Here is an 18,565-nt window from a genome sequence, read left to right as displayed (position 1 = left end):
GGCAGGGCTCGTTCTACTTCCACGTCGACGACCCGGCCCGGGCCCCGGAGGAGGCGCCGGAGCCGGAGACCGCGAAGGCCGTCGTCGGCGCGGGCGAGGCGCTGCCCCGCGCACCGCGCCCGCACCGCCGCAACACCGGGAACGCCCCGGCGACGCCCAGGAGACGCGGAGCGACCGGGCGCTGCCCGCCCCGCACCGGCCTCCCGCGCCGCCCGAGATCGAACGCCCCCACGCCGCGGCCGCACCGGCCATGTGGCCGGAGGCGCCCGGCGACGTCCGCGGCGGCGCCTCCTCGTCCGCCGGGCCTACGCGGGTCGAGCGATTGCCGGATCTGTCGGCACAGGGCGGCCCCTGGGAGGCCTCGCTCCCCGCTCCGGCGGCGCGGACGTCCGGCCAGTGGAGCGTGCCCTGGGACGGGACGGCATCGCCCGCGCAACCCGCACAGCCCTCACAGCCCTCGCAGCCCGTCCAACCGGCTCAACCGGCCCAACCGGCTCAGCCGCCGTACCCGGCCGCGCCCGCCGAGGCGGAGAAGCGCAAGGGCAAGCGGCGCTGGCTCGTCGTCGTCGCGGCCATGCTGGTCCTCGTGGCCGGGGTCGTGGCCGGGCAGCTGCTGCGGCCGCCGCCCGACCCGACGGTGCGGATGACCCTCGCGTCGAGCCACACCTTCCCCGGCCAGGCCCCGGCGCTGCCGTGGCCCGCGGTGGGCCAGGCGGTGCTCTACGTGGACGGGGTCGGGACGATGGGCTCGTCCGGCGGGGCGGTGCCGACGCCCACGGCGAGCGTCGCCAAGGTGATGACGGCCTACGTGTACCTGAACGACCACCCGCTGAAGTCCGGCGAGGCGGGGCCGGTGCTGACGGTGTCACCGCAGGCGGCGGCGCAGATCCCGGCGCGCAAGCGGCGCGGCGAGTCGCTGCTCGGAGTCACGGCGAACCAGCGGCTGACGCAGCGCAAGGCCCTGGAGGCCCTGCTCATCATCTCGGCGAACGACGTGGCGCACGAGCTGGCGCGCTGGGACTCCGGGAGCGACCAGGCGTTCGTGGCGAAGATGAACGCCGCGGCGAAGCGCCTCGGCATGACCGGCACGCGCTACACCGACCCGAGCGGCTACCACTCCGGCACCGTCAGCACGGCCGCCGACCAGGTGAGGCTGCTGCGGGCGGCGATGGAGATCCCGGCGTTCACCGAGATCGTGAACAACCGGATGTACGTGCCGGACGGCGGCGGCTCCCCGCGGCAGGGCGGCAACTTCATCCTGGGACGCAACGGCGTGGTCGGCGGCAAGACCGGGTACACGGACGCGGCGGGCGGCAACTACGTGTTCGCCGCGCGCCGGGACGTCGGCGGCACGCAGACCCTGATCGTGGGCGCGGTGATGGGGCAGCGCTCCCCCAGCGCGGCCGACGCCGTCAACACGGCGGAGGGCATCCTCGTCGCGGCCGAGCAGGCCATGGTCGCGGTGCCGCTGGCGCGCCCCGGGCAGAGGGTCGCCTGGCTGGAGGACGGCCTCGGCGGCCGCAAGGCGCTGACCGCCGCGTCGCCGGTGAACGTCGTCGGCTGGCCCGGCCTCACCGTGCCCGTCCGCTTCGACGGCGACCCGCCCGCCGAGCCCGCGCGCGGCACGAAGGCCGGTGTCGTCGAGGCGGGCGCCGCCCGGGTGCCGGTGGAGGTCGGCACGGGACGGCCCCCGTCCATCGTCAAGCGGCTGACGCGCCTCGGCTAGGCGCGTCGGGGGTCACGCGTACAGCGCCGACAGGAAGCGGATCAGCAGGGCCTCGCGGGTGGCGGGCGGCAGGGCGTCCAGGATGGCGTTGACCATGGCCATCTCGGGCTCCGCGCCGCCCGCGAGGTCGACGCCGACCGACGCGAGCAGCCCCGCGAATCCGGCGTCGTCGAGGCTGTCGAGGTCCAGGCCGGCGAGCGCGTCGACCAGGCCGGACGGGACGTCCGGCGGCCCGGCGTCGCGGGCGGCCTTCACCGCGTCGGCGAGCGCCGCGAGGAGCGCGTCGACGTCGCTGACGCCGGTGAGCGTGAAGTGCAGGTTCGGCGGGATGCCCTGGTAGGACAGCTGCGGCTGGAAGAACCAGCCGCGTGCGCGGGCCTCGTCGGCGACGACGAACACGTCCAGCGCCGGATCGGTCGAGGCCACGGCGACGAGGGGGGCGGCGGGCTCGCCGAGCACCCGCAGGCCCGGGATCCCGGCGACGCCCGCGGCCAGCCGCTCGGCCGCCGCCATCGCGGACGCGGCGAGGTCGCGGTAGCCGCGGGCGCCGACCGCCATGAGGGTCGCCCACGCCGCGCCCAGCGGCCCGGCGCTCTTGCTGCTCTGCACGCCCGCGTTGATGACGGTGTAGCCGGGCCATTCCGCGGACGCGAAGTAGGCGCGGCGGCGGAGCGACTCGTCCGCGAACAGCACGACCGATGCCCCCTTGGGCGAGTAGCCGTACTTGTGCAGGTCGCAGGACAGGGACGTCACGCCCGGCACGGACAGGTCGAACGGCGGGACGTCCCGTCCGGCGTCGCGCAGCCAGGGCAGCACCCAGCCGCCGACGCAGGCGTCCACGTGGCACGGCACCCCGGCGGACGCCGCGATGGAGGCGATCTCCGGAACGGGGTCCATGACGCCCTGCGGATAGGACGGCGCCGACGCGACGACCAGCACCGTGCGGGGCGTGAGCGCGGCGGCGGTCGCGGCCGGGTCGGCGCGGAACGCGTCGTCGACGGGAACGTGCACGACCTCAAGGCCGAGATAGTGCGCGGCCTTGTGGAACGCGGGGTGCGCGGTCGTCGGCAGGACGATCTGCGGCGTTCCCTCCACCGGCCGGGCGTCCCGCGCCGCCTTCACCGCCAGCATGATCGACTCGGTGCCGCCGCTGGTGAAGACGCCGGTGCCGCCGCCCAGCTTGTCCGCGACGCAGCCGGCGATCTGTCGTTCGAGCGCGACGATGCTCGGGAACGCCGTCGGGTCCAGGCAGTTGACCTCCAGCATCTCCTGGTAGGCGGTGGCGGCGAGGTCGTGCACGGCCTCCCGCCCGGTGTCGTAGACGTAGGCGGTGACCTGGCCGCCGCGCACGGGCAGGTCGGCGCTCCGCAGCCCGGCGAGTTCGTCGAGCAGTTCGGCGCCGGGGCGCCCGGCTTCGGGAAGGCGTTCAGACGGCATGTTCCGGTGTTCCCTCGATCGGGCGGTGGACGGCGGCCTGCCGGCGGTAGGCCAGCAGGAGGGGGACGCTGAGCAGCAGCAGAGCGGCCGGGACGAGCGTGAACCCGGCGGTCAGCCCGGTGAGGGCCGACTCCGGCTGGACGACGGGGGTGTCGAGGTCGGAGGACTGGAACGACGAGGCGGCCAGGATCAGCGCGAACACGCCGGGCCCGAGGGCGAGCGCGCCCGTCTCCGCCGCCGTCCACAGCCCGGTGAAGGCGCCGGACTGCGCGTGGCCCGTCCGCCCGGCGTCGGCGTGGACGGTCTCGGGCATCAGCGACAGGGGAAGCAGCTGCACGGCCGCGTAGCAGACGCCGACCAGGGCGCTGAGGGCCAGGACCCCGGCGGTGGAGGTGATGAGCGGGTAGGCGGCGACGCCGGTCGCGGCGAACACCACCAGCGCCGCCGCGTAGCAGCCGACCTCCCCGTACCGGCGCGCCAGCCACCGCCACAGCGGGACCGCGAACGCGCTCGGCGCGACCATGCAGACGAACATCGCCGAGGTGAGCCCGTAGTCGTCCAGCCGGTACGTCGCGACGTACGGCGCGCCCGCCAGCATGATCGCGACGGCGAGGGTGTTCCCGACGTGCGCGCCGAGCAGCAGGAAGAACGGGCGGTTGCCGCGCGCGGTGCGCAGCGCGGCGGCGAGGCCGAGCGGGTGCGGCCCCGGGCGGGACGGGATCCAGCGGGTGGCCAGCGTGCTCGCCACCATCGCCGCGCCCATGACGAGCCCGATCACGGCCCCCATCAGGGCGTATCCCGCGCGCCCTCCCCCGGCGGCGCCGGTCAGGACGGGCGCGAGCCCGCCCGCGACCAGGATGCCGACCGTCAGGCAGACGACCCGCCACGCCATCGCCCGGCCCCGCTCGGACGGCTCAGCGGAGATCTCCGCGGGCAGCGCCACGTACGGCACCTGGAAACACGCGAACGCACTGGCGGCCAGCAGGAACATGAGTGCGGCCCAGCCGGCCGCGAACCCGGGCGAGTCGACCGGCACGGCGAACATCGCGGCGAACAGGACCGGCAGGGTCAGCGCGCCCAGCAGCAGGAATCGGGTGCGGCGGCCCGTCCGGACGGCCTCGCGGTCGCTGGCGGCGCCGACGACCGGGTTGAGGAGCACGTCCCAGGCTTTCGGGACCACGAGGACGGCCCCGGCGATCGCGGCGGACACGCCGAGGACGTCGGTGAGGTAGTACAGGAGCAGGAGGCCGGGGACCGAGGAGAACACGCCGGTGCCGATCGAGCCGACGCCGTAGCCGAGGAGCCGCCCCCGGGGCAGCGCACCGCTCATCCGGGGCTGCCGGCGGGCGGGCTGATCGCCGCGGCGACCGTCCGGCGCATGTGGGCGCGGAACCGGGCGACCGCCTCCGGGTCGTCCAGTTTCCGGCGTTTCCCCTGCTGGTCGAGGAGGCCGCCGGAGCCGAACCCGTGCGTGCACCAGACGACCGTCCACACGAGGAAGTCGAGGTCGACCTCCTCGCCGACGACCCCGCGGACGGCCCCGCTGACGATCTCCATCAGCGGCCGGACGTAGTCGTCGTCGAGATGCGCGACGTCGGCGGCGTCCGACAGCCAGCGGTGCATCCACAGCGCGGGGATCTCGGGCCGCGCCATGCAGAGTTCGACGTACCGGTCGACGAGGGTGAGGACGCCCTCCAGGTCCGGGGTCATCTCGGCGAGGGCCTCCTCCAGCACCTCCCGCTCGGCCCGGTGGGCGCGCTCCATGACGATGAGGTACAGGTCGCGCTTCCCGCCGACGTGGTAGGCCACGGTCGCGACGTTCAGCCCGGCGGCCTCGGCGATCATCCGGGTGGACGTGCCGTCGTAGCCGAGTGCCGCGAACAGCCGGGTGGCGGCCTCGATGATCCGGTCTCGTCCGGAGTCGGTGCTGCTCATCCGCCCAAGCTAGGCGCTCCGACCGTCCCGGTCAATCGTTTGATTGAGCCGCCGCCGGGGGCCCGGAGAGCCGGACGGTCAGCACCATCTCCAGTTCCAGCCGCAGCTCCGGCTCGTACATCCGCTCGCCGAACAGCTCCTCCAGCTGGTGCAGCCGGTACCGGACGGTCTGCGGGTGGACGTGCAGCCGGTTCGCGACCTCGGTGGCGTTGAACCCGTTCTGCAGGCAGGCCAGCAGCGTGCGCATGAGCCGCTCGCGGTGCCGGGGCCGGACCTCCTTCAGCGGCGCGAGCCGCAGCTCGGCGACGGCGCGGACCAGCTCCTCGTCCTTGAAGACGACGAGCGCCGGCATGTGCTCGGCGCAGCGGATCAGCCGGTCGGACGGCAGCACGCCGCGGCGCGCGAGCGGCAGCGCCTCCCGGGCCCAGCGCAGCGACCTGGCCGCGTCCTCGGTGCGGACGGTCGGGCCGAGCGCGGCGACCCAGTCGCGCAGCGCCGACTCCAGCATCCGGCCGCGCCCCGGGCCCTCCGGGTCGGGCACGAGGAGGCAGGGTTCCCGGCGGTCGACGTCGGCGAGCACGTCGGGCGGCAGGGACGGGTGCGAGAAGGGCCGCCGCCCCCGCTCGTACAGGACGACGGCGGCGACGGTGCGCGGGACGCGCCACTGGGCGAGGCGGGCCAGGTCGGCGACGGCCTGCGGGGCGGCGGGCGGCTCGGCGAGCAGCAGGTCGAGCAGCCGGCGGCGGCGGTGCTCCAGCTCGCCGGCCTCCTGCTCGCGGGCCTTGGTGTAGCCCTCGGTGGCGGCGCGGGCGATCTCGTCCAGGAAGGCGAAGATCGCCTCGGCGATGCCGGCGAGGGTGCGGCGGGAGATGTCGTACCGCTCGGACTCGGCGGCGAGCCTTCGCCAGGCGACGCGGGCGCCGAGCCGCAGCGAGGTCTGCAGGATGTCCAGGTTGCGGCCCTCGCGCGCCTCCGCCCAGCCGATCTCCCGGTAGACGGCGGCGACCGGCTCCCAGGAGCTCTCCGGGTCCATGATGAGGTCGACGAACTGGCGCAGCGCGCCCTCGACGGCCAGCCGGACGAGGCGCGCGTACTCCTCGTCCTGCGGGCGGGAGTACTCGGGGATCCCGGCGAGGATCTCCTCGATCATCTCCTCGGCGAGGGCGTCCAGATGGGGCCGGAACACGGTGGACAGCTCGCGGGGGACGCCGGCCCAGGGCTCCAGCGGCGAGCGCTGATCGAGGCTCGTGGTCACCGTTTCGCACCTCCCGCTCCGGAAGCTACCGACGCCCGGCCCGGGAGGCTGCACGACGCGGCGCGCATTGCGCCGCGTCACTTGTCAGCGGACTGACAAACCCTCCGCGTCCCGCCGGAGCGCCGTGCGGAACGAGCCTCACGCACGGCGGGGGCTCGGGGCGGCGAACACGGCCGCGGCGCCGAGGGCGAGGTAGATCAGCCCTGTCGCGTACCGCTGCCGGCGCCGGAACGCGGGGCGGGCCCGCAGCCACGTCCCGATCGAGCCGGCGGCGACCGCGTACACGATGTCGGCGGCCAGCCCGATCAGCGCGGTCGCGGCCCCCATCACCGCGATCTGCAGCGGCACCGCGCCCGCGTCCTGGTCGACGAACTGGGGCAGGAACGCGAGGAAGAACAGCACGACCTTCGGGTTGAGGACGTTGACGAGCACGCCGTCCAGGTAGACGCGGTGAAGCGGCCGCGGTTCGAGGTCGGGCTCGCCGGCGTCGTCGCGGCCGCGCAGCGCCCGGTACGCGAGGTAGACGAGGTAGGCGGCACCCGCGTAGCGAAGGAACCCGAACGCCGTCGCGGACGCGGCGACGATCGCGGACAGCCCGCCCGCCGCCGCGGCGATGTGGACCAGCGTGCCGGTCTCGACCCCGAGCGCGGACGCGATCCCGGCGCGGCGGCCCTCCCCGACGCTGCGCGCGGTGATGTAGAGGTGGTTCGGACCCGGGATGGCGACGAGCGTCAGGGCGGCCAGCAGGAACAGCAGCGGGTTGGTCATGGAGGCACGCTAGGACCGGATTGGTCCGTCCTCCAGGTCCAATCTCCGTCGGGCATCGTGGACCAGATCAGCTCGGGGCGGGCGCGGCGAACGCGCCGGCCAGCACGAGCCGCCCGGCGGTGCGGACCATCGCGGCGACCTCCTCGGCCGGCTGCCGCAGCGACGCCAGGCTGATCAGCGCGGCGAGCAGGATGTGCCCGAGGACGATCTCGACGTCGTCCCGCTCGGGCACCGGGTCGCCGATCGCCGTCGAGAGCCGGTCGCGCAGGAACAGGAACAGCACGGTGCGGTCGTCGTCGACGCTGGAGTCGTCCGAGGTCACGGCCTGGATGATCGCCGACGTCAGGGTCGGCTCCGCCGCCGCGACGTACACGATGCGCTCCAGCAGCGCGGTGAGGCGCTCCTGCGGGGTGTCGCCGACGGCGAGCGCGTCGACGTCGTCGGTGACGCGGTGCGCCCACGTCGCCGCCACCTCGGTGAGCAGGTGGTCCTTGGTGGCGAAGTACCGGTAGACGGTCGCGCGGGCGACCCCGGCGCGGTCGGCCACGTCGTGCATGGTGACGGCCGGGTAGCCGCCCTCCAGCGCGAGCTCGCGGGCCGAGTCGATCAGGCGCTCGCGCCGCGCCTGCTGGTCCTTGCTCAGCGTCCGCGTGACGGTGAACCGCGCCTCGCCGCTCAAATCGTCCTGCCTCTCCGCCTGGCCCGCCTCGCCGTGACCGTTCCCCATTCTTCCGTACATCGCCCCCTAACGCGCCAATCCCGGGCGTATGCCCCTTTACCGACAGCGCGTCCCGGTTCACGATAGACCTACCGCTTGCTTGGGTGAGACGCTAGTCTCGACTCACGTCTCTCCCCTCCCGCCCCCGAGGAGCGAGCCCATGGACATCGACCTTCTCGACGGCGAGATGTACGCCACCGACCCCTGGTCCGTCTACGCGAGGCTCCGCGCCGAGGCGCCCGTCTACCACGACGCGGAGAACGGGCTGTGGGGCGTCGCGCGGCACGCCGACGTGTTCGCGGTCGAGCGGAACCCCAAGGTGTGGACGAACTCCGGCGGGTACCGCCCGCAACTGCCGGCCGACCCCTCGATGATCGGGCAGGACGACCCCGTGCACGCGCACCGGCGCCGCATGGTCTACCAGCGCTTCACCCCGCGCGGCGTCTCCCGCTACGCCGACCGCATCCGGTCGGCCGCCGTCGACTCCATCACCGCGGCCCTTGAAGCGGGGACCGTGGACGCCGTCCCGGCGCTGGCCGCTCCCCTGCCCGCCCGCGTCATCGGCTGGCTCCTCGGCTTCCCCGAGGACATGTGGCCGCGCCTCGTCCACTGGTCGGCGACGGCCGTGTACGCGGGCGGCGGCCTGCGCTACATCACCGACGACGCGACGATCGCCGCCGGGGAGTACGCCCTCGCGGTGCTGGAGATGGCGAAGGACCGCCGCGCCCGCCCGACCGACGACCTGCTGTCGATCTGGTCGAACGCGGGCCCGGACCAGCCCGCCTACGACGACGAGCACCTCGCGCACGAGGCCCTGCTCCTCCTCGTCGGCGGCGCGGAGACGACCCGCACGGTCATCGCGACCGCCCTGGACGCCCTCATCCGGAATCCGGCGCAATGGCGGAAACTGCGCGACGACCCGTCCCTCATCCCGGACGCCGTCGAGGAGTTCGTCCGCTGGACCACCCCGATCCTCAACATGTGCCGCGTCGCCGCCGCCGACGCAGAGATAGCGGGCGTGCGGATCCCGGCGGGCGGCCAGATCCTCCTGATGTACGGCTCCGCCAACCGCGACGAGTCGGTGTTCGAAGCCCCGGACGTCTTCGACGTGACCCGCCGCCCGGGCGACCACATAGCCTTCGGCCTGGGCCCCCACTTCTGCCTGGGCGCCTCCCTGGCCCGCTTGGAACTCCAGATCTTCTTCGAAGAGTTCGTAGCCCGCGTGGACACGGCGGAATGGGCCGACGACGAGGGCCCGCGAATCCTCCGCAACGCCTTCGTCAGAGGCGTCACCGAATTCCCGGTGACCCTGACGCCCCGCTGACCGGCTACGCGAAGGGAACCGGGGCGGGCCGCCGCGGGACCGGGCACTCGTGACGCCGGTCGAGCCTCGCCGGGGACGGGGGCTATTGGCCGGTTCGCCGGAGCGCTTTGCCGAGGACAGCGCGGATGTGGTCCGGATCGGCCTCGGCGTCGTTGAGGAGGAGGGACGCGCACAGGCCGTCGGACACGGCGACGAAGGCTTCGACCGCGTCCGGGTCGTCCGTTCGCGCTCGGGCGAGTTCCGCGACGTTGTCGCGCCAGCGTCGCGCCACCGGCCGCAGGGCGGGGCGGCGGGCCGCCAGGGTCGACAGTTCCCGTTCGGCGAGGGCGCGCTCCCGGCCCGGACCCGCGGATTCGGCGATGAGCCGCGCGAGGCCGTCGAGCGGGTCGTCCTCGGACTCGATGAGCCGGCGGATGCGCTCGGTGTACTCCTCCGTGACGCTGCTCAGGGCCGCGATCAGGAGGTCGTCCAGGGTCGCGAAGTAGTAGAGGGTGAGGCTCGTGGTGATCCCCGCCTCCTTCGCGACGCTGCGGTGGGTGACACCGGCGGCACCGTCGCGGAGGACGACCGCCAGGGTCGCCTCGATGATCTGGGCCCTGCGGCGTTCACCGCGCGCTCTCCGCCCGTCAACGGTGCCGTGCTCAGCCGCCATCCTCGCGCTCACCCGTCGTCGCCGCTCATGCTCGTCGAGGCTATCGGCTCCGCCTCACGATCAGCGGCGCCGAGGGGCCGCAGGTGGCGCAGTGCCGTGAAGCAGACCAGCGAAGCGGCCGCCACGGCGATGCCCGCCACCGCGGCGGCGGTGTTGAGTCCGCTGGTGAACGCGGTTCTCGCGTCGTCGAAGGCCGCGGGCGGCAGCCGGTCCGCGACGGACGAGGCTCCAGAAAGGCTGTCTCGGTAGGTGTCGGCGTCGGACGGCGTCAGCCCGGAGGGCGCCTCGACTCCGCTCCGGTACAGCACGGTGGTGAGGCTTCCCAGGAGCGCGACTCCCACCGCGACGCCGAGTTCCTGAACGGTCTCGGAGAGCGCGGCCGCTGATCCGGACTTCTCCGCCGGCGCCGCGCCCACGACGATGTCGGTACCGAGCGCGGCGATGACGCCGAGTCCGAGGTACACGAACGCGAATCCGGCGATCACACTCGGCCTGCTGCCGGTCCCGGCGAAGGCGAGCAGCACGTATCCGGACAGCGACAGGGCCAGCGCGGCCGCCATGACGACGCCGGGTGACATCCGGCCCGCCACGAGCGGGGCACCGAGGGCGCCGACGAGCATCGCCAGCGCGGGCGGCCCCATCCACAGCCCCGCCGCCATCGGGGAGAGGCCCTCGACGAACTGCAGGTACTGGGTGACCAGGAACATCACTCCGCCGAAACCGACCAGACCGACCAGCAGGACGGCCAGCGCCGCGCGGAAGGCCCGGCCGGTGAAGAGCTTCATGTCCAGCAGCGGCTCACTCAGGCGCAACTGGCGGCGGACGAACGCGACCGCGGCGCCCCCGCCGACGAGAACGGCGGCCGATGCCCGGGCGTCGAGGCCGTGGACCGCCGCGTGCTTGAGCGCGTAGGTGACCGGCAGCATCGCCGCGAGGGACAACCCGACGCTCGGCAGGTCGGGACGGCCGCCGGAGGTCCGGTACTCCGGCAGCAGCGCCGGCGCGCCGGCCAGCACCAGCACGGCGACCGGCACGGCGACGAGGAAGGCCGCACCCCACCAGAAGCCGGCGACCAGCGCACCGCCCGTGACCGGACCCGCCGCCATCCCGAGGGCGAACATCGTCGCCCACACGCCGATCGCCAGCGCCCGCTGCCGGACGTCGGTGAACATGTTGCTGATCAGCGACAGCGTCGACGGCATGAGCGTCGCGCCGGCCACTCCGAGCAGTGCCCGCGCCACGATCAGCCACAGCGCGCTCGGAGCGAACGCCGCGAAGACCGAGGCCGCGCCGAACGCCGCCATCCCGATCATCAGCAGTCGGCGCCGTCCGACCCGGTCCCCCCACGTCCCCATCGTGATCAGGAAGCCCGCGATGAAGAAGCCGTAGGCGTCCATGATCCACAGCGTCTCCGCCGCGGTCGGCTCCAGATCCGCGGACAAGCTCGGAACGACGAGGTAGAGCGCCGTCACGTCGAGCCCCAGCAGCAGGGTCGGCAGCGCGAGCAACGCGAGCCCCGCCCACTCGCGCCACCCTGCGCGCACCGACCGCTCCATGTCCATCACACCCCGCCGTCAAAAGTTGAACGAACGTACTACTTGTACCATAGTTCAACTTGTGTCAGCCGAGCGCACCTCCTGGAGCGCAGGGAAGGGCGCAGGCGGACCCTCGCCGGTTCGCCGGCCGGACGGGTCGGCGGGGCCGATGGCGTGTCGCAGCCACGTCCCACCACAGGCCATCCCGACTGCGTGGCGACACCGCAGGTCACCACGCCCGGTCCGGGGTTTCGGCTTCCGAATGGCCGAAAACGGCTGACGAAGATATCGACTACAGCACGGAGTCGCTATATATAGTGCAAGTGTTTAGCCTCTGGGAGACCGGCAGCCTCGGTTCGCGCGGCACTGTCACCGGCCGGCCGCCCGACTCCGAGGAGGAAGCGCGTGCGTTCAAGACTCGATGTTCGACGAGCGCTGGCCTTGGTGGCCGTGCTCATCCTCGCCACAGGTGGCGCCGTCGCGGATCCCTCCCGCCACCCGAGTGCCGCGGCGAGCGTGATCCGCATCGGTTCGAGCGTCATCGGCAGCGACGGCGTCCGGCACTCGGTGACCAACCATCTCGTCAGGACGCAGACTCGCACGAATCGCCACACGCGGCGGGAGTACATCCTCGCCTGGGCCGGAGCCGCCGATCCGGGTACGGAGGGCTCGCCCAACCCGGACTTTCTGGCGGTCATCGACGCCACCGCCGGCACCCCCGACTACGGAAAAGTGGTCAACACCGTAACGATCGACGGTTCGACCGGCAACGAGCCCCACCACATGCAGTACATGTGGCACAAGGGCCAGAAGATCTACGCAGGCGGCATCCTGTCGGACACGATCTTCGTGTTCGACGCGACGCGGCTGCCGCAGATCGGTTTGAGCGGCGTGGTTCAAGCCTCCGACACCCCGTGCGGATCCGCGCCCGACGCTTTCCAGGTCCTCTCCGACGGAACCGCGTACATGAGCGCCGTGGGCGGTCCGGACGTGACCGGACCGTGCCGCTATTCCGGGGGGCAGGTCCGCGAAGGAAACGGTTTTGCGGGTTCGCCGGGCGAAATAGTCCGCATCGGCCCGGACGGCAAGGTCCTCAGCGAAGCACCCGCCGCGACCAAGGAGGGCGAGGACCCGAAGCTGTGCCCCAACGTCCCGGCGCTCCCTCAGCCGAGTTGCGCCAACCCGCACGGCCTCCAGGTGCGCGAAGATCTCAACCGGCTGATCACCAGCGACTTCGTCGAACTTCGAACTCCGATCGTGGACAACCCGAATCTGGCACGCGACACCGTGCGGATCTTCGACATCTCTGACCGCAACGCACCTCGCCTGCTGTCGGTGTCGCGCCTGCCGGCCGGCCCTCGACACGACGCCGACCTCAACACCGCTGAACCGCGCGGGGCGATGGAGACGGGAGTGACGCACCAGCCCCGGCACCGGGGCGCCTTCGTCGCCACCAGCGGCGGCGGTGTGATCTACTACACCCCCGACGTCACGGCGAAGAAGCCGCGGTGGCGGGAGGTCTTCGACGACGCCACGGCGTTCAAGTCGCTGTTCCCGAAGAACACGCCGACCTCCGACGGGGACGCCGGGAGCTGGGTGCAGGTCAGCCCGGACGATCGATTTCTCTTCCACGTCGTGGTCTCGGGCGGTTACACGTCACCCGGAGAACGTGAGACCGGCATGCTGTACGTCCTCGATTTGCGACGACTCCTCGCCGCGGGCAATCGCCCACGGTGCTCGATAGATTCTTCCGCGGAAGTCACTGGCGGAGGCGCCGAACCCGACTGCCCGTCCCTGATCGGCGCCGTTCCGATTCGCGATGTCACCTCAGGTGGTGCGCACTGGGGCTCGTTGGACAACTTCGCGCTCGGCCGTGACGGCTTCTACCACGAGACGGCACAGATTCGCCGGGTGGTGACGTCGAACTACTTCGTCGCGTTCACCGGCGTCGATGGGGACCATCGGATTTGCGTCAGCCAGGTGAGCCAGAGCGGAAAGCCGTCGCTTGACACACGCTTCGTGGACGAGAACACCCATGTTCCCTGTGTCGAATTCAACCGTGACAAGTGGCCACACGGCGACCACGGGCCGGCCAGGCCGCACGGAGTGGTGTTCGCGGTCGCCGACGACGATCTGCGCTGAACGCTCACACTCTGCGAGCCGGCGGCGAGGAGCCACGGGCCGGGCATCCGAGACGACCACGCCGGATGATTGAGCAACTTAAGTAACCTATAGTAGCGCAGTCGTTAGGCGAGGTGGGGAATGGCACTCGTCACGGTTCTCCTGACCGCTCCCGGCTGGGACGGGAGCCACACCCACCACGCTCCGGCCCCGCCGCCCTTCACGGTCCTGGCCGCTTTCCGTCACCTTGCGATCGTGGCGATCGCGGTGGTCGCGGGGAGCGCCCTGCTGCGGCCGCTCGCCGGTGCACCCACGCCGGGTTGCCGGAATCTGACCCGCATGGCGGCGGCCGCGGCCGCCGTCTCCCCGGTGACGGCGATCGGAATCGGAGGCGCCCTGCCGCCGGCGCTCGCGGGGATGGCGGTGCTGACGCTCGTACTGCCGCCACTGCTCTCGCGCGCGGCCGCGAGTGCCGCCGCCGGCGCCCTGTTCACCGCCGCGCTCGCGACGTACCTGGCCACCACGCTGTCCACCGGAGGTGCCTCGGGTGTCCGCGGCGTCGTCGACGCCGCCGCGGTGCTCCTCCAGGGGGTGGCCGCGGCCGTGTGGATAGGTTCGGCGGGTCACCTGGCGACGGCGCGGGCCGAGGATCGGGACCGGACCGCACGGCGGCTGCTACCGGCGATCCTGACAGCCACGGCGGCGCTGACCACGGCCACGACGGCGCGACTGGCGAACGACGGCCCGCCATCGTCCAGTGCCACCTGGACGGCCGTCCTCGCCGCCGATGCGATCCTTGCCGCGGGCGGTGCCACAGCCGTGACGGTGGTCTGGCTCCGGCGCTCCGATCGCCCGATGACGCGGGCGCCGGCCCGTTCGGCGGGCACGGCGGTGGGCCTCGCCCTCACGGGTTTCGCCGGAGCGGCGCTTGTGGCCATGCCGCCGCCGGCCGTACCGCCCGCGCCGGGGGTTCCGTTCATGGACGGCATCGCCGCCGGCGGGCGGTTGATACCGGTTCTCGTCGCGCCTGCCCGGCCGGGCTGGAACCTCGTCCATGTCGGTGCCGACCGCGCGTATGTCGGGGCCAAGCGCGGTCGGCTCACTGCCGCGGCCGCCCGGCCCGGCACTGGGAACGTCTGGGCACAGGTGTGGCTTCCCGCTGGGCGGAGCCGGCTGTGGGTCAAGGCCATGGGCACCATGAAAGCCGTGCGGGTCGACACCGGCCCCCGTGACAGCGGTGCTCCCGATCTTCGTGGAACGGATGGGCCGGAGTGTGCCAGCGTCGCCCTGGGCCGGATCCTCGCGGGGGCGACCGGCCCGCTCCGGTCCTGCCCGGCCGACCGGCTCACGGCCGCCGACGCCGCCGCGCTGAGGGCCACGGTCCGGTTCGTGGCCGGCCGCGGTGCCCGCACGCTGGGCCTCGTTGCGGACTCCTCACCCCGCAGCCGGCAGGCGGCCACGATCGTACGAGCCGCGGCGCGGCACGAGCACCTCACCGTCGCCGCCCCGGGCCGGGCGCGGATTCCACTCATGATCGTGGCAGGCTGGGGGACCGCCTACGGCGTGGTACGGGACGTCGGCACGGGGCACACGGCCTCCCAGGGCACCTACCTCGCGCCCTGGCTGCTCAACACGTCGCTGCTCGTACCGCCGGCCGGTCAGTTGCTACCGCTGCGGTTCCCCACCGGTGATCCGGCGGCGGTGAGGTACATCGCCGAGTTGAGCCGCCGTTTCCCCGGCGAACCGGCATCCGCCGCGGGGTACACCGCGTGGCTGAAGACCGCCCGCGAGGGGCCGGTACGGCTCTACGCGGCCTCGCCGCTTCTCGTACCCGGCATCCCGGACCATCGTCACCCCACCGGCACGTGGCTGCCGCACGGCAGCATCACTGCGATCACGAGCCCGCTCGCGGAGTGAGCCGGCCATTCCGCTCGCCCTGGCGCCGACTCCGGCAACCGCGGGCGACGTCACCCGGCTGATCATCTTCCGGCGCCGCCTCGTCCGCCGACTCTGTTGCGACATCTCAGCGCGTGTTCGAGAGGGGTCGGTGTGGCGCCCGTGGTCAGAACGTGGCGATCGGGTTGACCGGGCTGCCGGACGTTCCGGCGAAGCGGACCGGGGCGACGGCGAGCTGGAAGTCCCACTGGCCGAGGTCGGCGGCCGTCGCCGCGCACGCCTCCAGGTCGCAGTTGTCGAGCAGCCACAGGCCCATCGCGACGAGGCCCACGGCGTGGACCGGCATCAGCACGTCCTCGTACCCCGACGGCTGGACGTCCTGCGGGGTGTCGGCGCCGATCAGCGCGACTCCCCGTTCGTGCAGCCACGGCAGGCAGGACGCGTGCCAGCCCGCCTGCCTGATACCGCCGCCCGCGCCGGACTCGTGCCGGACGCGGCCGTAGCCGGTCCGCAGAAGCACCGCGTCACCGGGGCGCACCCGCACACCCTGGCGACGCTCGGCCTCTTCGAGATCTTCGGGGAACACGCCCTGCCCCGATTCCAGCCACGGCACGTCACGGACCCTCGCGACGTCGAGCAGGACACCCCGAGTGACGATCCCGTTCGCCGCCGCTGTGACGGCCGCCCACGCCGAGCCCGTGGCGGCGTCGACCACCGAGTGCGGCCGCCCGTTGTACATCGTGCCGTCCCAGTAGATGTGGCACGGCGAGTCGACGTGGGTGACGGTGTTGCCGTGGAACGTGATGCCGAGCCGCTCGGACGAGTAGCCCCAGCGCCGGTCGTTGTGGAACGCCTTCGGCATGTGCTCGGCGCCCGGCATGTCGGCGGCGCACGGGCACGTCGTCGTCGACCGCCCCATGTCTTCCGGCACGGCGACCTCCCATGCGCACGACACGCTCCTGCCGTGGCGCACGGCCCGCGCCGCCGCCAGCCGGACGTCGTCGGTGATGTGGTTCAGAGTGCCGAGCTCGTCGTCGTCGCCCCACCGTCCCCAGTTCGACAGCGTGTCGAAGTAGCCGAGCACGTCGTCCTGAGTCGGCACCGGCCGCTCTGCCGTCATCGATCCTCCGGTCACGCTCTCCCAGGCGCCAGGGCCCGCTGGACTGGCATCAATTTAGATCAGGGGTCGGACACCTGGACGGGCTGGCGGAGGACGGTCCTGAACTTGGCGGGCTCGGTGCGGCGGTGGTCGCCGAGGTAGATCTCGTGATGGTGCCCGGACATGCGCAGGTCGTTCGCGGCGAGGTACTCGTGGTGGAGCCTGGCGAGCGCGGGGCCTTCGTCGTCGTAGGGGCCGACGTGCAGGAGCTGGGCGCAGGTGCCCTCGTCCAACGTCTCGCGGCGGACCTCGGCGATCGCGGGAAGGCCCTTCTTCGCCAGCGCCGTCTTCCTGGCCTCGTCGATGAGGTCCTCGGTGATCCAGTCGGGCTGGCTGATGAGCATGCGCCACTGCCAGGCGTCCTTGACGCGGGTGATGAACACCTCCGGGTCGTCGGACCACCACAGCCCTTCGAGCGGCCCGACGACGAAGTCCCGGTCGAGGGCCTTGCTCGCGAACTTGATCGTGTAGGCGACGGCGTAGAGCGCCTCGACGGCGCGGACGTAGTCGGCGCTGGTGTTGGGGTCGCCGCGGCCTTCCACGGCGATGAACTGCTGCGCGGGCACGTCGACCAGCGCCCAGTCGGTGTTCCTGGGCGCGTAGCACTGCTTGAGGTCTCGTTTGACGTCATAGCGGTCCATTGCCGTCTGCCTTCTTCTCAAGAGATCGGTCGTCGACTAGGGCTGCCCGGTACTCGGTCAGCCATTGCTGCTCGGCAGCCAACTGGCCCAGCGCGTAATCGAAGGTGGCGCGGACGAAGTCGGGCACGTCAGGCTGCGCGTCGCGGGCCGCCCTGATGGTGGCCGTCCTCTCCGCCAGGGCAGCGGCCCGCTGGTCGAGCGCGGCCCGCAGGCGCTCGGGCGGGATGACGGGCTGGTTGGCCAGACCGACCAGCAGCGGCGGGAACACCGGCCGCAGTTCGGCCACCGCGGCCTCGGCAGCCCGCGCGCAGGCCCGGTACCCCTCCGGCGTCGGCCCGTAGACCCGGCGGGCCTTCCCCCGGCCGCCCTGCGGCGCGTCCACCTCGGCGATCAGTCCGCGGTCCCGGAGCCGGGTCAGCAGGTAGTAGATCGAACTGAAGCCGATCTCGGTCCACTCGCGCATGCCCCGGGCGTCGATGACTTCGTCCAGCTCGTAGCCATGCCTCGGCTTCTCCACGAGCAGGCCGAGCAGCGTCAACTCCGCGGGCGTCAGATCAGCGGCCACGGATTTACTCTAGCGCTAGAATAAAGCGCTGCGGTCCGTCACTGGGGAGCGGGCCACTCCTCGGCCAGGAGCGCGTAGGAGAGACCGTCGAGCCATCCCTTGGTGCGGTGGAGAGAGTCCTTCACCGTGTGCTGTTCGCGGCGCATCCCCACCCGCTCCATCAGCCGCCACGAAGCCTCGTTGTCGTAGAAGCACTCAGCGTGCAGGCGGCGCAGGCCAAGGCTCCCGAAGGAGAGGTCGATGAGGGCGCGTACCGCTTCGGTGGCGTAGCCCTTGCCGCCGTAGGAGGGGTCCAACGTCCACCCCAGCTCTCCCTGGACTCCTTTCGCCTGGTCAGCGACCTCCTCCTGGGCCCAAGCGTCCTGGACCTGCAGCGTCAGATCGCCGATCACCCGGCCGTCGAGTTCGATGATGAGCAGGTCTGCGAGCCGGTCCTCGCGGAGAAAACGCTCACGGTAGTCGTCGTGGGACTCCGTGGCGGCCGTGACCCATTCTTGGGTCTCCGGCCGTTGCCGGTAGGCCCAGGTCGCGTCCACGTCACCGGGTGCAGCCCGCCGCAACAGCAGTCGGTCGGTGGAAACCGGCCAGTCCAGCGTGTCAAGAGGGTGGCGCATGGGCCTCATGCTGGCAGAGGGCCGTGGTGACGCACAAAAGTGCCGGGAGACCTACGGAGTCCCCAGGCGGCGCACGACCCGTTTCATGCCGACCACGGTCCGGTACCGATCCCGGGCCTCGAACTCCTGAAGCCGTCGGACGGCAAGCCCGTCACCATGCCCACCCAGGACATGGTCATCGGCCTGTACTAGCTGACGACGCAGAAGGACGGCGCGGTC

16 protein-coding genes are annotated in these 18,565 nt (G+C 72.6%); 4 read left to right on the top strand and 12 right to left on the bottom strand.

The features are described from left to right. The coding region (locus AB0C69_RS19330) for a hypothetical protein (protein ID WP_360355211.1) at window positions 1-1,726 on the top strand (1,726 nt) is incomplete at its 5' end. A 12-nt stretch (window positions 1,727-1,738) separates the two neighbouring features. Here AB0C69_RS19330 and AB0C69_RS19325 read toward each other — a convergent pair. From AB0C69_RS19325 to AB0C69_RS19300, 6 genes are all read right to left on the bottom strand, one after another. Continuing rightward, a complete protein-coding gene (locus tag AB0C69_RS19325; protein WP_360355207.1) occupies window positions 1,739-3,163 on the bottom strand; it encodes an aminotransferase class V-fold PLP-dependent enzyme in 1,425 nt (474 codons plus the stop codon). After that, complete coding sequence (locus AB0C69_RS19320; RefSeq protein WP_360355204.1) at window positions 3,153-4,493, bottom strand: MFS transporter; 1,341 nt, start codon at window positions 4,491-4,493, stop codon at window positions 3,153-3,155. Before AB0C69_RS19320 ends, AB0C69_RS19325 begins: the two co-directional genes overlap by 11 nt. Beyond that, on the bottom strand, window positions 4,490-5,098 hold the full coding sequence (locus tag AB0C69_RS19315) for a TetR family transcriptional regulator (RefSeq protein ID WP_360355201.1): 609 nt from the start codon (window positions 5,096-5,098) through the stop codon (window positions 4,490-4,492). Before AB0C69_RS19315 ends, AB0C69_RS19320 begins: the two co-directional genes overlap by 4 nt. Before the next feature lie 31 nt (window positions 5,099-5,129). Beyond that, window positions 5,130-6,353 (bottom strand): helix-turn-helix domain-containing protein, encoded by a 1,224-nt coding sequence (locus AB0C69_RS19310; protein ID WP_360355198.1) that lies wholly within the window; start codon window positions 6,351-6,353, stop codon window positions 5,130-5,132. A gap of 138 nt (window positions 6,354-6,491) precedes the next feature. Continuing rightward, window positions 6,492-7,121, bottom strand: coding sequence for a LysE family translocator (locus tag AB0C69_RS19305; protein WP_360355195.1), 630 nt, complete (start codon window positions 7,119-7,121; stop codon window positions 6,492-6,494). Between the two features lie 67 nt (window positions 7,122-7,188). Next, complete coding sequence (locus AB0C69_RS19300; RefSeq protein ID WP_360355193.1) at window positions 7,189-7,848, bottom strand: TetR/AcrR family transcriptional regulator; 660 nt, start codon at window positions 7,846-7,848, stop codon at window positions 7,189-7,191. A gap of 151 nt (window positions 7,849-7,999) precedes the next feature. On the opposite strand from AB0C69_RS19300, the gene AB0C69_RS19295 reads away from it, so the two are divergent. Next, window positions 8,000-9,163, top strand: coding sequence for a cytochrome P450 (locus tag AB0C69_RS19295; protein ID WP_360355190.1), 1,164 nt, complete (start codon window positions 8,000-8,002; stop codon window positions 9,161-9,163). 82 nt (window positions 9,164-9,245) lie between these two features. Here AB0C69_RS19295 and AB0C69_RS19290 read toward each other — a convergent pair whose 3' ends face one another. Both AB0C69_RS19290 and AB0C69_RS19285 read right to left on the bottom strand, forming a co-directional pair. Beyond that, a complete protein-coding gene (locus AB0C69_RS19290) occupies window positions 9,246-9,815 on the bottom strand; it encodes a TetR family transcriptional regulator (RefSeq protein ID WP_360355187.1) in 570 nt (189 codons plus the stop codon). Window positions 9,816-9,823: 8 nt separating this feature from the next. Beyond that, window positions 9,824-11,377: an MFS transporter gene (locus AB0C69_RS19285; protein ID WP_360355185.1), complete on the bottom strand. Its 1,554-nt coding sequence runs from the start codon at window positions 11,375-11,377 to the stop codon at window positions 9,824-9,826. A 378-nt stretch (window positions 11,378-11,755) separates the two neighbouring features. Between AB0C69_RS19285 and AB0C69_RS19280 the strand changes: the two genes are divergently transcribed. Continuing rightward, on the top strand, window positions 11,756-13,492 hold the full coding sequence (locus AB0C69_RS19280) for a hypothetical protein (protein WP_360355182.1): 1,737 nt from the start codon (window positions 11,756-11,758) through the stop codon (window positions 13,490-13,492). A gap of 396 nt (window positions 13,493-13,888) precedes the next feature. Further along, window positions 13,889-15,388: a hypothetical protein gene (locus tag AB0C69_RS19275; RefSeq protein WP_360355180.1), complete on the top strand. Its 1,500-nt coding sequence runs from the start codon at window positions 13,889-13,891 to the stop codon at window positions 15,386-15,388. A gap of 145 nt (window positions 15,389-15,533) precedes the next feature. On the opposite strand, the gene AB0C69_RS19270 is transcribed toward AB0C69_RS19275, so the two are convergent. The 4 genes from AB0C69_RS19270 to AB0C69_RS19255 are packed head-to-tail and all read right to left on the bottom strand — an operon-like array spanning window position 15,534 to window position 18,346. Beyond that, window positions 15,534-16,487: a cyclase family protein gene (locus AB0C69_RS19270; protein WP_360355178.1), complete on the bottom strand. Its 954-nt coding sequence runs from the start codon at window positions 16,485-16,487 to the stop codon at window positions 15,534-15,536. 59 nt (window positions 16,488-16,546) lie between these two features. Further along, window positions 16,547-17,167 (bottom strand): GyrI-like domain-containing protein, encoded by a 621-nt coding sequence (locus AB0C69_RS19265; protein WP_360355175.1) that lies wholly within the window; start codon window positions 17,165-17,167, stop codon window positions 16,547-16,549. Continuing rightward, entirely contained in the window at window positions 17,154-17,732 is a 579-nt protein-coding gene (locus AB0C69_RS19260) for a PadR family transcriptional regulator (protein ID WP_360355172.1), read from the bottom strand. The genes AB0C69_RS19265 and AB0C69_RS19260 overlap by 14 nt, the downstream gene beginning before the upstream one ends. Before the next feature lie 38 nt (window positions 17,733-17,770). Beyond that, the gene (locus AB0C69_RS19255) at window positions 17,771-18,346 is read right to left on the bottom strand and encodes a GNAT family N-acetyltransferase (RefSeq protein WP_360355170.1); all 576 of its coding nucleotides are present in this window, start codon (window positions 18,344-18,346) and stop codon (window positions 17,771-17,773) included. Window positions 18,347-18,565: the final 219 nt, after the last annotated feature.

This window comes from Actinomadura sp. NPDC048032 (assembly GCF_040653175.1).
In the GTDB taxonomy this organism is placed as follows: domain Bacteria; phylum Actinomycetota; class Actinomycetes; order Streptosporangiales; family Streptosporangiaceae; genus Spirillospora; species Spirillospora verrucosospora.
Note: the sequence above shows the minus strand (reverse complement) of the source record. Positions and strands in the feature narration are given on the sequence as shown.

What these genes read in the sequence shown, in the direction of transcription:
- AB0C69_RS19325 (WP_360355207.1), bottom strand. Translation starts at nt 3,163, where the DNA reads ATGCCGTCTGAACGCCTTCCCGAAGCCGGGCGCCCCGGCGCCGAACTG.
- AB0C69_RS19320 (WP_360355204.1), bottom strand. Translation starts at nt 4,493, where the DNA reads ATGAGCGGTGCGCTGCCCCGGGGGCGGCTCCTCGGCTACGGCGTCGGC.
- AB0C69_RS19315 (WP_360355201.1), bottom strand. Translation starts at nt 5,098, where the DNA reads ATGAGCAGCACCGACTCCGGACGAGACCGGATCATCGAGGCCGCCACC.
- AB0C69_RS19305 (WP_360355195.1), bottom strand. Translation starts at nt 7,121, where the DNA reads ATGACCAACCCGCTGCTGTTCCTGCTGGCCGCCCTGACGCTCGTCGCC.
- AB0C69_RS19300 (WP_360355193.1), bottom strand. Translation starts at nt 7,848, where the DNA reads ATGGGGAACGGTCACGGCGAGGCGGGCCAGGCGGAGAGGCAGGACGAT.
- AB0C69_RS19295 (WP_360355190.1), top strand. Translation starts at nt 8,000, where the DNA reads ATGGACATCGACCTTCTCGACGGCGAGATGTACGCCACCGACCCCTGG.
- AB0C69_RS19290 (WP_360355187.1), bottom strand. Translation starts at nt 9,815, where the DNA reads ATGGCGGCTGAGCACGGCACCGTTGACGGGCGGAGAGCGCGCGGTGAA.
- AB0C69_RS19285 (WP_360355185.1), bottom strand. Translation starts at nt 11,377, where the DNA reads ATGGACATGGAGCGGTCGGTGCGCGCAGGGTGGCGCGAGTGGGCGGGG.
- AB0C69_RS19275 (WP_360355180.1), top strand. Translation starts at nt 13,889, where the DNA reads ATGGCGGTGCTGACGCTCGTACTGCCGCCACTGCTCTCGCGCGCGGCC.
- AB0C69_RS19270 (WP_360355178.1), bottom strand. Translation starts at nt 16,487, where the DNA reads ATGACGGCAGAGCGGCCGGTGCCGACTCAGGACGACGTGCTCGGCTAC.
- AB0C69_RS19265 (WP_360355175.1), bottom strand. Translation starts at nt 17,167, where the DNA reads ATGGACCGCTATGACGTCAAACGAGACCTCAAGCAGTGCTACGCGCCC.
- AB0C69_RS19255 (WP_360355170.1), bottom strand. Translation starts at nt 18,346, where the DNA reads ATGCGCCACCCTCTTGACACGCTGGACTGGCCGGTTTCCACCGACCGA.